Raw genomic sequence first — 14140 nt, 5'->3', positions numbered from 1 at the left:
GCAGCGAAGTGGAGTAATGTGTCATGAGTTTCCTGATTGCCACCCGAAAACTGCGCGCCCGAGAGATCCTTCTGGTGATCCTCTGGGCGCTGGTTCTGGTGCCCATTCTGCTGCTGGTCAGCATTCCCACTTCGACCGCGGTACAGGGCGTGCTGGGGATCTTTGCAGTGATCGTTGTGGCGGCGCTGAAGCCGTGGACCATGAAGAACATTGTCGTGCGCTTCCTGTTGCTGGCCGTCGCCAGCGTGGTGGTCATGCGCTACTGGTCCTGGCGGCTGACGGAAACCCTGCCGCCGGTGGATGCGCCGATCTCGTTCATTGCGGCGGCGCTGCTGTTCATGGTGGAAACCTATGCCATCGGCGTGTTCTTCATCAGCTCCTTCATCACCGCCGACCCGGTGAAACGCAGCCTGCCGCCCAAGGTTGCCGTCACTGACCTGCCGACGGTCGATATCCTGGTGCCCAGCTATAACGAACCGATCGAGATGCTGAGCATCACGCTGTCGGCGGCCAGGAACATGCATTACCCGCCCGAAAAGCGCACCGTGGTGCTCTGCGATGATGGCGGCACTGACCAGCGCTGCAATTCCGACGATCCGGAGCTGGCCGAGGCCGCGCGCAAGCGGCGGCGCGACCTGCAGGCGCTGTGCCGCGAACTGGGCGTGGTCTATTCCACGCGTGAGCGGAACGAGCACGCCAAGGCCGGGAACATGTCCGCCGCGCTGGAGCGGCTGGATGGCGACCTGGTGGTGGTGTTCGACGCCGACCATGTGCCGTCGCGCGATTTCCTGGCCCGCACCGTGGGGTATTTCGTCGAGGACCCCAAGCTGTTCCTGGTGCAGACGCCGCATTTCTTCCTCAACCCCGATCCCATCGACCGCAATATCGGCCTGCGCGCCGATTGCCCCCCGGAAAACGAGATGTTCTACCATCAGGGGCATCGCGGGCTGGACCGTTGGGGGGGCGCGTTCTTCTGCGGCTCGGCGGCGGTGATCCGGCGCGCGGCGCTGGATGATGTGGGCGGTTTCGCCGGGGAAACCATCACCGAAGACGCCGAAACCGCGCTGGAGATCCACAGCCGGGGCTGGAAGAGCCTTTACGTCGATCACGCCATGATCGCCGGGTTGCAGCCGGAAACCTTTACCACCTTCATCGAACAGCGCGGGCGCTGGGCGGCGGGGATGATGCAGCTGCTGCGGCTGAAGAACCCCCTGCGCCGCAAGGGGCTGAGCCTGACGCAGCGGCTCTGTTACCTCAATTCCATGACCTTCTGGCTGTTCCCGCTGGTGCGGATGGCCTTCATCCTGGCGCCGCTGGCCTATCTGTTCTTTGGGCTGCAGATCTTCGTGGCCACGTTCCAGGAGGTCATGGTCTACATGTCCAGCTACATGCTGGTCAGTTTCATGGTCCAGAACGCGCTTTATGCCCGCGTGCGCTGGCCGCTGATCTCGGAACTCTATGAGACCGCCCAGGCGCCTTACCTTTCGGGCGTGGTGCTGCGGACCCTGTTCAAGCCGCGCGGCGCGCAGTTCAAGGTCACCGCCAAGGACGAGGTTCTGGACGAGGATGTGATCACCCCGATCTACCAGCCGCTGCTGATCGTCTGGGCGCTGGCCGGGCTGGGGGTGATCGCCGCCGGGATCCGCTGGATGCTGTTTCCGGGCGACCATACCATCCTGATGGTGGTCGGCGGCTGGGCGATCTTCAATTTCCTGATCCTGTCGGCGGCGCTGCGCGTCATCGCCGAGCGGATGCAGCGCCGCGCCTCGCCCCGGGTGCCGATGGAGGCGCCCGCCATCGCCGCCATCGGGCGTGAAGATTACGCCTTTGTAAAGGCCACGGTGGTCAATGCCTCGACCAGCGGCGCGCGGCTGCTGCTGCAACCCGCCACGGAAGAGGACCGGCGCGAACTGGCCGCCCTGGTCGAAGGCCAGGTGTTCTATTTCACGCCCGAGTTTCCCCGCTCGCCGCATCTGGAAAACGCCGTCCGGGTGCAGGTCAAGACGGTGGACAAGGATGCCAAGGGCTTTGTCGTGGGCGTGCGCTATGACCCGGACCAGCCCATGGCGGTGCGCGAAACCGTGGCGCATCTGATCTTTGGCGACAGTGCGGTGTGGGAAAACATCCGCGCCGGTCGCAGCAAGCCAAAGCCGATGACGGTGGGCATGCTGTATGTTCTGGGGCTGGCCGTGACCAGCGTTTATCACACCATGCGCGCCCTTGCCGCCGAACCGGCGCGGCGCCGACGCGCCCGTGCCGACGAACGCGCGGCCGAACGGGAACGCGCTGTCCCGGCGCATCTGCTGGCCTTTGGCGAAACCTTTGACCCGGAACCCGGTCCTTCGGCCACGCGCATCCCGTTTGATCCCGCTGCCCGCAGGTCCGACGCCGGGCACCCTGTCACCGGCGGCCAGCCGATACCCGTTCCCGTTGCCCCGCAGGGCGGCGAAGGTTGGAGGCCCGCATGATCCGGCTGCGCATGATCCCGCTGAACGCCATCCCGCTGATCGCCCTGACGCTGGGGGCCGCGTTGCTGCTGCCCGGCGCCATGGCCCGCGCCGAGGCGCCGCTGATCCCGGTGCCGCTGGTCGATGAGCTTGAAACCGAATTGCCCGAGGCCACCGCCGGAATGGACACCCGCTTTGACGGTTTCCGCCGCGCCGCGCCTGCTGCGGCGGAACCGGGTGCAGGGCACTGGATCGCACCCCTGCGCCCCACCCGTGTCAGCCGCAACCCGTCCTGGCCGGTGCTGCGCTTCACCGGTGAATTCCACCGCGAATCCTTTGCGCTGCATGTGGCGGACCCGCGCCTGTCAAATGTCCTGCGCATCACCAGCCAGTCCACGGTCAATGTGCTCCCGGAACGGTCCTCGGCGCTGGTGCGGGTCAATGGCACCCGGGTGGGCAGCCTGCGCATGGGCAATCTGACCGGTTTCGGCACCCAGGAGCTGCAGTTGCCCGAAGGGTTGCTGCGGGCGGGCCGTAACGAGGTCGAGATCGAGGTCATCCAGCACCATCGCATCTTCTGCGGCCCGGATGCCTCCTGGGCGCTTTGGACGGATATCGACCTGTCGCAGAGCGGGTTATCGGTCGATCCCGCCGATATCGAACCCGGCCCTGACAGTTTCCTGATGGGGCTGGCCGCACAGGGCGTGGACCCGGTGGGGCTGGAAGTGCGCGGCACCGCGCATCTGGGCGCGCAACGCACCGCCTGGATCCGCATGCTGACCGCACAGCTTAGCAATGTGATGGGGGGGCAGCCGCTGACCTATCGCTTCACCGACTACTGGAACAGCCTGGCCCAGCAGCGCCCGGCCCGCGCCCGGGTCACCTTCATCCCCGGAACACGCAACCAGATCCGCTACCGCACCGGCGCCGATGGCGCGCAGGTCATGGTGGTCGAATACATCCCCGAATCCGCGCCCGTGGACCTGGAGGGTCTGGGCGCAAACCTTGCCGCGCTGCCGCAGGCCGAACGCCCGCCGCAGGTCGAGGTCGGCCGCGACGTGCCGCTGGCGCAGATCGGCTTTGAAACCGAACGCTACAGCCAGCGCTATGCCTATCGCGAGTTCGCCTTTCGCCTGCCGGACAACTGGCTGATCCTGACCGCGGCCAAGGCCCGGTTGCGGCTGGATTACATCTATACCGAAGGGTTGCCGCGCGGCTCGGTGCTGATCCTGATGGTCAATGGCGAACCCGTGCGGATGCTGCCGCTCTGGGATGAGCCGAACCGCTATTTCGAAGGCTTCCCCATCGATTTCGAGGCGCGGCTGCTGAACGCGGGCAACAACATCATCGGCTGGGAGCTGCTGATCCCCGGCGACCCGCCGGACATGCCCTGTTCCGGCACCCGGGGCGAGGTGCTGGAGATCGGCCAGAACTCTACGCTGAACGTCCCCTACAGCCCCAGCATGTATCTGGCGGATATGGGGCTGGCGTTCTCGGCGCTGACCCCGGACAGCCTGCGGCGCAATGACCTGACCCATCGCAGTTTCAGCAATGAGGATCAGGTCGTGCTGGGGGCGGCGCTGTCGCGCGCGGCGGCGGAATTCGGCCCCGGCGTGCTGCATCTGATGGCGCTGGAGGACATGGGCTCCATCCCGCCGGGTGGTTACTCCGTGGACCGCCGCCTGCTGGAGGAAGTGCTGCTGAGCCACCCCGATGCCGAAATCGACGATACCGACACCCCCGCACGCCCCGACCCGTTCCGCTTCATCGACGAATCGCGCGGCTATCGCGGGGCGCTCTTTGCGTGGTGGGACTGGTTCGCCGGTCATGGGATGGCGTTTTCACAATGGCTGTTCCCGCGCAGCCAGGACCAGCTGAACGAATGGCTGGCCGAACAATCGGGCAAGGCGGTGTTCCTGCAACTGGATCACCACCGCCCCGAACATGTCTGGATGATGCGCAGCCCCGATGCCGACATCAACCGGATTGCCTCGGCGATCGTGGTGGCGCGCACCCATGGCCAGGGCCCGCGCGGGCAGGTTTCCGTGCTGGACCATGACGGGGAATGGCACAACTGGCTGGCCCCTGACCGCCGCCCCGTGATGCTGGAGCCCTGGAGCCTGTCGAATTTTCGCGCGGCGATGGGAAATGTGGTTTCGGCCAATCCGATCAGCCTGACCATCATGCTGTTCAGCTTTGCGGTGCTGTCGGCCTTTCTGGCGCTGAAGCTGGTCATATCGACAAGGGAGCATGATCCATGAAGCGGCGTCACCTCATGGCGGCCATGGCAGCGACGATGCTGGCCGGGCGGGCCCGGGCCAGCCTGAATGAACCGGCCGATCTGGCCGAAGCCGCCGTTTCCGTCTGGCAGGCCTGGAAAGAGGTGCATCTGACCCCGGATGGCCGCGTGGTCGATGTGCTCCAGCAAGAGGCCAGCCATTCCGAAGGCCAGGGCTACGGCATGGTTCTGGCCAGCGCATTCGACGACCGCGATGCGTTTTCGCGCATGTTCGACTGGGCGGAACTCAACCTGGCGCGCCGGGCGGACGGGCTGCTCAGCTGGCGCTGGCTGCCGCATCTGTCGGATCAGGTTCCGGACCTGAACAATGCCTCGGACGGGGATCTGTTCTACGCATGGGCGCTCTTGCGCGGGGGGCGGCGCTGGGACGATGCAGGCTACATGAGCCGCGCCGTAGGCATCGCGCGGGCACTCACCGAAACCTGCATCGTGCGTGACCCGTCCGATCCGGACCGGCTGCTGCTCCTGCCCGCCGCCGCAGGGTTTGTCCATGACGGTGCGGTGACGGTGAATCCGTCCTATTACATGCCGCTGGCCATGCGCGAACTGGCCGATGCCGCGGGGGCCGACTCGCTTTCCCGCTGCGCCCGGGATGGCGAGGAGCTGCTGGCCCGCATCGCCTCGGACGGGCTGGTTCCTGACTGGATCGATGTCTCGGCCGATGGCTGGGCGCCCTCGGTGCGGCTGGACAGCAACACCGGCTACGAGGCGCTGCGCGTGCCGCTGTTCCTGGCCTGGTCAGGGGCCGTGTCGCACCAGGCCGTGCTTCAGGCCGCCCGCGCCTATGACCGAACGGTGCGCCCGGGCCAGCCTGTCCCCACCGTGCTGGAACCCGTGTCCGGTGTGGTGCTGGAAACCAGCCCCGATGACGGATACCGCGCGCTGGCCGGGCTGGTGCGCTGCGCCCGCGATGGCGGCCCGGGCGCTGAAATCCCGCCCTTCAACCCGCATCAACCCTATTATCCGGCCACCCTGCACCTGCTTGCCCTGCTGGCCGCGAACAAGGTCCTGCCCGAATGTGTTCCCATCTGACTTCCGCGCCGCGGCTGGCAGCCGCGGTGCTGCTCTCGGCCCTGCTGGCGCTGGCTCCCCAAACCGCACCCGCCCAGACCGCTACCCAGGAGGACCTGCGTGCCCTGGTCTTCTACCTGCAACAGGATGACCAGCCGGCGGTGCAGGCCGAACTCCGCCGCCTGCGCGCCCAGTTCCCGGACTGGCGCCCGCCCGCGACCCTGTCGGAGCTGGTGGGCACCGAAGCCGACGGCGGCGGTCCCGATGTCGCGGGTATCTGGCAACGTATCGACCGTCAGGACTTTGCCGGGGCGCGGCGGATGATCGATCAGACCCGCAGGGCGCATCCGGACTGGACCCCGGATGGCGAAATGCTCCGCATCCTGGAGCTGAACGAGGCACAGGCCCGTTTCGACGCCGCGGTTGCCGCGCGCAATGCCCCCGATGCCATTGCCGTTGCCCGCCGCACCCCGCAACTGATGCGCTGTGACCGGATCAACAACGCCTGGGGCCTGGCCGAAATGTACCATCTGGCCGGGCAGACCGCGAATGCCGTGGCCACCTATCGCTCCACCCTCGGCTCCTGCCAGCGCCTTGCGGATATGGAGCCGACGCTGGAAAAGGCCGATGCCGTCGCCAGCCCTGCGCAGATGGCCGAACTTTTCAGCGCCGCGCGCCAGGCGGCCCCCCAGCACCGTGACCAGCTGGACCGGCTGGAACAGCGCCTGCGTGCCGGGCGTGGTGGTGGCAGCACGGGCAGTGCTCCGGCACCCACGGCGCAACGCAGCCCAGCGCCCTCCGCGGCACCTGCCCCTGCGGCCGCGGCGGGCGCCATGCCTGCGGGCGCCCCAACGTCTTTCGACGGCCTGCCCCTGCGCGGCGATGCCCGCGTATCCGAAGTTCGCGCCGCCAAGGAGGCCGAAAACTGGTCCCGCTGCTTTGCGCGTTCTGCCGCGCCGCGCTCGCTCGAGCTGCTCTACGAGCGCTCCTGGTGCGCCCTGGCCCATGACCGCCCGGCCGAGGCGCTGGCCGGTTTCGCCGCCGTCGCCCAACGCGGCGGCGCGCTGGGCGGGAATATCCCGCGCGATGTGCGATACGGTCTGGCGCTGGCGCATCTGTCGCTACAGATGACCGAAGAAGGCGCGCGCATCGCCGGGACTGCCAACCTGACCGATGCCCAGCGCCTGGAGGTCGAAACCATCGTGCTGGACCAGCGCGGCGTGCGGGCCTTCCGGCTGGGTGAATTCCGTCAGGCCATCGCCAGTTTCGATGCGCTGGAACAGTCGGCATCCGGCGGGCTGCGCCGGGATCTGGCGATCATGCGCGCCTATGCCCATCTCAACACCGGGCAGCGTGGCACTGCCCATGCCCAGTTCCAGCGGTTGCATGACCAGCTTACCACGGCCGAAACCCGCGCAGGGCTGGACGCATCGCGTGGCGGACCCTGACGGTTCGCAATCGCAGGCTGGTGTGAAAACACCCCACAAACCCGGCGTCGGGCGCCTTTGCGCCCGACAGCGCCCCCGAGGCGCGCAGGGTGGGTGGGTGGGTGCGGCTCGGGGGCGCTCACTGCCTGCGCAGGCCAGATACAGAACGTCCGGTTAGCCTGCTGCGCCCGGAACGCGCGTCAGCCGTTCGAGGCCGCCAGCGAGATATTGGGCCGCGCCTGTTTCCCCGGCGGCGGGGCTGCATGGGTGTCCATGAACTCCATCACCAGCGGACGGATGTTGTTGCGCCAGCTCTTGCCGGCAAAGATGCCGTAATGGCCCGCGCCGTCTTCCAGATGGCTGGCCTTCTTGCTGGCATCCAGCCCGGTCAGCAGGTCCAGCGCCGCCAGGCATTGCCCCGGCGCGCTGATATCGTCCTTTGACCCTTCGACCACCTTGACCGCCACGCTGTCCAGCTTGCCGAAATCGATCTGATGGCCATCGACCACAAACGCGTTGCGGGCAATCTCGCGTGACTTGAAGATGCGCTCCACCGTGGACAGGTAGAATTCTGCGGTCATGTCCATCACGGCCAGATATTCGTCATAGAAACGGTTGTGCTTGTCGCGCTCGGTGGCTTCGCCCTTGGCTTCGTTGCTGATCTTGTCGGTAAACGCCCTGGTATGGCGCTCGCCATTCATCGAGATGAACGAGGCCAGTTGCAGCAGCCCCGGATAGACCAGCCGCCCGACCCCCCTGTACTTGAAGCCCACGCGCTGGATGGCCAGATGCTCCAGCTGGCCCATGGTCACCCGGCGGCCGAAATCCGTCACCTCGGTCGGGGCTGCATCCGGGTCCACAGGGCCGCCGATCAGGGTCAGCGTGCGGGGCTGTGCCGCGGGCTCCAACTCGGCCAGATAGGCGGTGGCGGCCAGCGCCAGCGGCACCGGCTGGCAGACGGCGATCACATGGGTGTCCGGCCCCAGATGCCGCATGAAATCCATCAGATAGAGCGTGTAATCCTCGATGTCGAACTTGCCTTCGGACACGGGAATATCGCGGGCATTGTGCCAGTCTGTCACCCAGACCTCACAATCGGGCAGCAGCGAAGCCACGGTGGACCGCAGCAGCGTCGCATAATGCCCCGACATCGGTGCGCACAGCAGCACGCGGCGGGGCTTTTCCTCACGGCCGTGCACCTTGAAGCGAATCAGGTCGCCGAAGGGGCGGCTGACCTCGGACACGCGTTCGACCAGATGGTCGCGCCCGTCGCTGCCCACCACGGTGCGTACGCCCCAGTCAGGCTTGATCACCATACGGGCAAAGCTGCGTTCCGTGACCCGGCCCCAGGCGGACATGACCTTGAACATCGGATGGGGGAACATGCCCCACACCGGGTAGGACGCGAAGGCCCGCGCCGATGCCCCCATCCACTCATTCGTGTTGCGGATGGTTTCCATCAGATCGTAGGTCGCCATATGTTTCATGCTGTCTCCTTCCGGGGGGTGGCCCCGTCTTGCTGGATTCGCCGCTTCCCCCCGGACCTGCACGGCGTTATGCTGCGGGTGCGAGGATAAGGGGGAATTTCTGCCATGACAACTTCTGAATATGAAGGTGAGCCAAAGGTCGAACGCCTGAAAGAGAATCTGGCCCGCATCGAAGAGCTGACCCAGCGTCTGGTCGCCGCCCTTGCCCAACGCGAACTGCCCAAGGCCGAGCTGGAAGCGCCGGACCATTCCCTCTTCCTCAGGGCGAGTACCGCATATTGGTCGGAAATGATGAACAATCCGTCAAAGATGCTGGAGCATCAGATCAATTACTGGGGCAAGACCCTGAAGCATTATGTCGAGGCCCAGGAGGCCCTGCGCACCGGCAAGCTGATCGCCCCCGAGGATCACACCCCCGATGACCGGCGCTTTGCCAACCCGCTGTGGAAGACCCATCCCTATTTCAATTTCGTCAAGCAGCAATACCTGATGGCGGCCGAGGCCGTGCATGATGCCGTGCAGGCGCTGGACACGGTGGATGACCGCGAAAAGAAGCGGATCGAATATTTCACCCAGCAGATCGTGGACATGATGGCGCCCACGAATTTCCTGGCCACCAACCCCGATGCCCTGGCCAAGGCCGTGGAGACCGAAGGCGAAAGCCTGGTGCGGGGCCTGGAGAACCTGGTCCACGATGTCGAGGCCAACAAGGGCGAGTTGCTGGTCACCCTGGCCGACCGCGATGCGTTTCGCGTCGGCGGCAATATCGCCACCACCCCCGGCAAGGTGGTGTTTCGCAACCGCATGTTCGAACTGATCCAGTACGCGCCCACCACCGATGAGGTGCACCGCACGCCGCTGGTGATCTTCCCGCCCTGGATCAACAAGTTCTATATCCTGGACCTGAAACCGCAGAACAGCCTGATCAAATGGATCGTGGATCAGGGCTATACACTGTTCGTGGTCAGCTGGGTCAACCCCGATGAAACCTATGCCGATGTCGGACTGGATGAATATGTCTCCGAAGGGTATCTGGAAGCGATCCGTGTGGCGCGCGAGATCACCGGCGAGAAGCAGGTCAACGCCATTGGCTATTGCGTTGCCGGGACTGTGCTGTCCCTGACGCTGGCGCTGCTGGACAAGCGCAAGGACAAGTCCGTCCGGTCGGCCACCTTCTTCACCACGCTCACGGATTTTTCCGACCAGGGTGAGGTTGGCGTCTTCCTCGATGATGATTTCGTCGACGGGATCGAGGATGAGGTCAACGAAACGGGTGTGCTGCGGTCAAAATTCATGACGCGGACATTCTCGTTCCTGCGCTCCAAGGATCTGGTCTACGGTCCGGCCATCCGCAGCTACATGATGGGCGAGGCGCCGCCCGCCTTTGATCTGCTGTATTGGAACGGGGACGGCACCAACCTGCCCGCGCGCATGACCGTGCAATATCTGCGTGGCCTGTGCCAGCAGGACCGCTTCGCAGCCGACAGCTTCGAGATATGCGGCGAGCCGGTGAACCTGAAGGGCGTGAAGGTTCCGCTCTGCGCGATTGCCTGCGAGACCGACCATATTGCCGCATGGAAATCCAGCTTCCGGGGGGTTGCGGCGATGGGGTCGCGGTCCAGGGAGTTCATTCTGTCGCAATCCGGGCATATCGCGGGCATCGTCAACCCGCCGACCAAGCGCAAATACGGCCATTACACCGCCGACGGGCCGCTCGATGACGCCGAAAGCTGGCGCGCGCGCGCAACCTTCCATGAGGGGTCCTGGTGGCCCCGCTGGGAGGCATGGCTGAAAAAGCGGTCCGGGGCAAGGACCGCAGCGCGGAGTCCGGGTGATTCGGGCTATCCGGCGTTGTGCGATGCACCCGGGACGTATGTGGTGGCCACACCTCAGCAAGAAGAATCAAAGGGTTGAGCCGCGCCCGGAAATAAATGCTGCACTGCAGAAAAAAGCCTTGAAATGCTGCGATGCAGCATGCATATTCCTCTCAGAAGCAACGCCCGGACGATCCGGACAGAGCGACGCAAGGAGATATGCACATGACCACCACCGATTACACCAAGATGATGAAAGACATGATGGGCGCCTTCCCCGTGGACACCGCCGCGATGCAGGAAGCCTTCAAGACCCAGGCCGCCCTGACCGAGCGCATGAGCAAGGTTGTTCTGGAAGCTGCCGAGAAATCGACCGAGATCTCGACCAAGTGGACCAAGAACACCCTCGCCAAGGTTGGCGAAGTGTCCACCATCAAGGAAGAGCCCGCCGACTATTCCAAGGCGATGACCGAATTCGCGTCGTCCTCGGCCGAGATGGCTGCCGAAAACATGGCCGCATTCGCCGAGATCGCCAAGAAGGTCCAGATGGAAACTGTCGAGCTGATGATGGCTGCAGGCAAGGACATGACCGAAGACATGACCGCCGCTGCCAAGAAGGCCACCGACGACATGACCGCTGCCGCCAAGAAGGCATCGGCGACTGCCGCTCCGGCTGGCGCAAAGAAATAAGTCATCTGGCCGCATTGCGGACAGACTGCAGTTCATCGGTTCCTCCTCCCTGCCGGTGAAATGCGATGGGCGAGCATTGCGGCTCGCCCTTTTCTTTTGCACGGCACTCGCATAGGCTTGCTGCAGCGCAAAACCGCAAGGGAGGGGACGATGGCCGAAACCGACAAGCCGCTGTTGATCAAGCGGTATGCCAGTCGCCGCCTGTACAACACCGAAACCAGCGATTACGTCACGCTGGAAGATATCGCCCGCATCATCCGCGAAGGCCGCGAGGTGCAGATCGTCGATCTGAAATCCGGCGACGACCTGACCCGTCAGTATCTTCTGCAGATCATCGCCGAACACGAAAGCCGCGGCGAAAATGTCCTGCCGCTGGCGGTGCTGACCGATCTGGTGCGCAGCTACACCACCCAGGCGCAATCGGTAGTGCCGCAGTTTCTGGCGATGTCCTTTGACATGCTGCGTGAGGGCCAGTCCAAGATGGTCGAGAACATGACCAGCCTGCCCAACCCGATGGCCGGGATGCCCGGGTTCGAGGAAATGCAGCGCCAGCAGCAGGCCTTCATGCGCAGCATGATGGCGGGCTGGCCCGGCGTGGCGCCGGGGGAGGATGCGCAGGCCGATCAGGGCAAACCCCGGGAAAGCGCGCCCGAAGACCTGGCCGAAATCAAGCGCCAACTGGCCGAGCTGCAGTCCCGCCTGGACACGTTGAAGAAATGACACCCCGGCGCGCGACCTATTCCGCGGCCGAGGCGGGCGCCATGTCCGCAGGCGCCCTCTGGCCGCGGTACAGATAGTCGCGCGTCAGCGGCACGGCCTGCTGTTCCCGGGCCAACTGGAACTGAAACACGCATTGGGTGTTGAACCGGAAGGTCTGTTCGCAGCCCACCAGGTAATACCGCCACATCCGGCAGAAACGGTCATCGAACATCGCCCGGACACGGTCCTCGTTGGCGCGGAACCGGTCATGCCAGTGGCGCAGGGTATGCGCGTAATGCAGGCGCCAGACCTCGATATCGGTGGTCCAGAGCCCCTCCTGTTCGATCGCCGCCAGAACTTCGGACATGGCGGGCACATAGCCGCCGGGAAAGATGTAGCGGTCGATCCAGGGGTTGGTGGACCCTGGCGGCTCGGCCCGGCCGATGCTGTGGACCAGCGCCACACCGTCCGGCGCCAGCCGCGCGCGGAGGGTGCCGAAATAGGCGCGGTAATGCGGCGCGCCCACATGTTCGAACATGCCCACCGATACAACCCGGTCGAACTGGCCCGTCACGGCCCTGTAGTCCATCAGGCGGAATTGCACCTGATCGCCCAGCCCTTCGCGGGCGGCCCGCGCGGTGGCGTGGCGGTGCTGTTCTTCGGACAGGGTGATGCCCAGAACCTGCGCGCCATGGTCGCGGGCCAGGGTCAGCGCCATTCCCCCCCAGCCGCAGCCTATGTCCAGCACCCGCATGCCCGGGCGCAACAGCAGCTTGCGCGCGATATGGGCCTTCTTCTGCGCCTGGGCCGCCTCCAGGCTGTCGCTTTCATCGTGGAAATAGGCGCAGGAATACTGCCGGTCCTGATCCAGAAACAGGTCATAGAAGTCGCCCGAGAGGTCATAGTGATGCGCCACATTGCGTCGGGCCCGGGGCATGGGGTTGAACTGGCGCAGCGCGCGCAGCCAGTTGCGCGCCAGCCGCGTCAGACGCATGGGCGGATTGCGGTTGCCGGCGTTGATGTTGCGCAGCGCCAGCTCCAGCAGCCCGTGCAGGTCATCACGGTCGATGGTCAGTCGGCCCTCGGTATAGGCTTCGCCCAGCGCAAGCTCCGGGTTCAGCGCCAGCCTGCGCATGATGGCAGCGTCATGCAGGGTCACGCGGACATCGGGCAGGTCCGGGTTATTGTCACCAAAGCGCCATTCCCGGCCATCCGGCGCAACCAGCCGCAACTGACCATGGCGGACAAGCCGCTTCAGCATCGATACGAGAACCTGGCCCCACACGGGCGCCCCCGCAGTTTTCCAGTCACATCGCGGTGAACTATAGTCAAATCAGGCCCATTTCGCAACGCCATGCCCCCGGACGGTGCTCAGACCCCGCCCAGAAGCCCGCGCACCCCGTCATGGATCAGCTTGACCGAGACCAGCGCCACCATCGCATACATGAACGGATAGAACACCGCTGCGCGCATCCGGCGTACGATCATCGCCCCTGCCAGCACGGCCACCACCGCCAGCGGCAGCATCAGCGCCGCCGACCACAGGGTGCGCGTGTCAAACTGGCCAAGAGCGGCATAGGGCACCACCTTGACCAGGTTGTTGACCGCAAAGAACACGACCGCAGTGCCGGTGAACACCTTTGGGTCCAGCCGCAGGGGCAGGGTGTAGATCTGAAAGGGCGGCGATCCGGCATGGGCCACGAAACTGGTGAACCCCGCGCTGGAGCCCCAGATCCAGGCCGCAACCGGGCGGTGCCCGGCCACAGGCGCGGCGCTGCGCCGGGGCAGGGCGACATAGAGCACGAAGCCCAGGGCCACCAGCCCCACCAGCAGCCGCACCAGGGCCTCGGAGGTATAGGCCGCGGCCATCCAGCCGATGAAAATACCCAGCATCGCCGCCGGAAGCATGGCGCGCAGCACTGCCCAGTCCCGGAAATGGCGCCAGGTCCACAGCCCCACCGCATCCATCATCAGCAGGATCGGCAGCAGAAGCGCCGCCGCCTGCACCGGGGGCATGACCAGCGACAGCACCGGCACGCCCATCAGGGCAAAAGCCCCGCCCAGCCCCCCCTTGGACAGGCCGACCAGACTGACCGCGACCACCGCCGCGGTCAGCGCGGCAGGGGTGTCGAACAGGGTCAGCGCCAGCAATGCAGACAGGGTGTCAGTCATATGCACGCTCTACCGTTCTGCCATATGCAAGGGAAGATGTGAAATCCGGGCGCAAGGCATGATGCCTGTGGCGGCCGCTCTGACGCGCCCGCCC

Annotated in this window: 10 protein-coding genes; 7 read left to right on the top strand and 3 right to left on the bottom strand. The window is 65.4% G+C overall.

Annotated features, from left to right (window positions below):
• Positions 1 to 23 precede the first annotated feature (23 nt).
• From bcsA to HUK65_RS06620, 4 genes are read left to right on the top strand one after another with little or no spacing between them, the layout of a single operon-like run.
• Positions 24 to 2468, top strand: coding sequence for a UDP-forming cellulose synthase catalytic subunit (gene bcsA / locus HUK65_RS06635; protein ID WP_179905367.1), 2445 nt, complete (start codon positions 24 to 26; stop codon positions 2466 to 2468).
• On the top strand, positions 2465 to 4708 hold the full coding sequence (locus tag HUK65_RS06630; RefSeq protein ID WP_179905366.1) for a cellulose biosynthesis cyclic di-GMP-binding regulatory protein BcsB: 2244 nt from the start codon (positions 2465 to 2467) through the stop codon (positions 4706 to 4708). The genes bcsA and HUK65_RS06630 overlap by 4 nt, the downstream gene beginning before the upstream one ends.
• The gene (locus tag HUK65_RS06625) at positions 4705 to 5778 is read left to right on the top strand and encodes a glycosyl hydrolase family 8 (RefSeq protein ID WP_179905365.1); all 1074 of its coding nucleotides are present in this window, start codon (positions 4705 to 4707) and stop codon (positions 5776 to 5778) included. The genes HUK65_RS06630 and HUK65_RS06625 overlap by 4 nt, the downstream gene beginning before the upstream one ends.
• The gene (locus HUK65_RS06620; protein ID WP_179905364.1) at positions 5763 to 7205 is read left to right on the top strand and encodes a hypothetical protein; all 1443 of its coding nucleotides are present in this window, start codon (positions 5763 to 5765) and stop codon (positions 7203 to 7205) included. The genes HUK65_RS06625 and HUK65_RS06620 overlap by 16 nt, the downstream gene beginning before the upstream one ends.
• Before the next feature lie 179 nt (positions 7206 to 7384).
• Here HUK65_RS06620 and phaZ read toward each other — a convergent pair whose 3' ends face one another.
• Positions 7385 to 8671, bottom strand: coding sequence for a polyhydroxyalkanoate depolymerase (gene phaZ, locus HUK65_RS06615; RefSeq protein ID WP_179905363.1), 1287 nt, complete (start codon positions 8669 to 8671; stop codon positions 7385 to 7387).
• A 105-nt stretch (positions 8672 to 8776) separates the two neighbouring features.
• On the opposite strand from phaZ, the gene phaC reads away from it, so the two are divergent.
• The 3 genes from phaC (at position 8777) to phaR (ending at position 11895) form a co-directional block, all read left to right on the top strand.
• Positions 8777 to 10585, top strand: coding sequence for a class I poly(R)-hydroxyalkanoic acid synthase (phaC, locus tag HUK65_RS06610; RefSeq protein ID WP_179905362.1), 1809 nt, complete (start codon positions 8777 to 8779; stop codon positions 10583 to 10585).
• Positions 10586 to 10704: 119 nt separating this feature from the next.
• Positions 10705 to 11175 (top strand): phasin family protein, encoded by a 471-nt coding sequence (locus HUK65_RS06605; protein ID WP_407692417.1) that lies wholly within the window; start codon positions 10705 to 10707, stop codon positions 11173 to 11175.
• Positions 11176 to 11325: 150 nt separating this feature from the next.
• On the top strand, positions 11326 to 11895 hold the full coding sequence (gene phaR, locus HUK65_RS06600; protein WP_179905360.1) for a polyhydroxyalkanoate synthesis repressor PhaR: 570 nt from the start codon (positions 11326 to 11328) through the stop codon (positions 11893 to 11895).
• A 16-nt stretch (positions 11896 to 11911) separates the two neighbouring features.
• Here the strand turns inward: phaR and HUK65_RS06595 are convergent, their stop codons facing one another.
• Positions 11912 to 13135, bottom strand: a complete 1224-nt coding sequence (locus HUK65_RS06595) for an SAM-dependent methyltransferase (protein ID WP_179905359.1) — start codon at positions 13133 to 13135, stop codon at positions 11912 to 11914.
• A 110-nt stretch (positions 13136 to 13245) separates the two neighbouring features.
• Positions 13246 to 14046 (bottom strand): sulfite exporter TauE/SafE family protein, encoded by an 801-nt coding sequence (locus HUK65_RS06590; RefSeq protein WP_179905358.1) that lies wholly within the window; start codon positions 14044 to 14046, stop codon positions 13246 to 13248.
• Between the last annotated feature and the right edge of the window lie 94 nt (positions 14047 to 14140).

This window comes from Rhabdonatronobacter sediminivivens, from assembly GCF_013415485.1.
In the GTDB taxonomy this organism is placed as follows: domain Bacteria; phylum Pseudomonadota; class Alphaproteobacteria; order Rhodobacterales; family Rhodobacteraceae; genus Rhabdonatronobacter; species Rhabdonatronobacter sediminivivens.
This window is presented reverse-complemented; position numbering and strand designations above follow the sequence as displayed.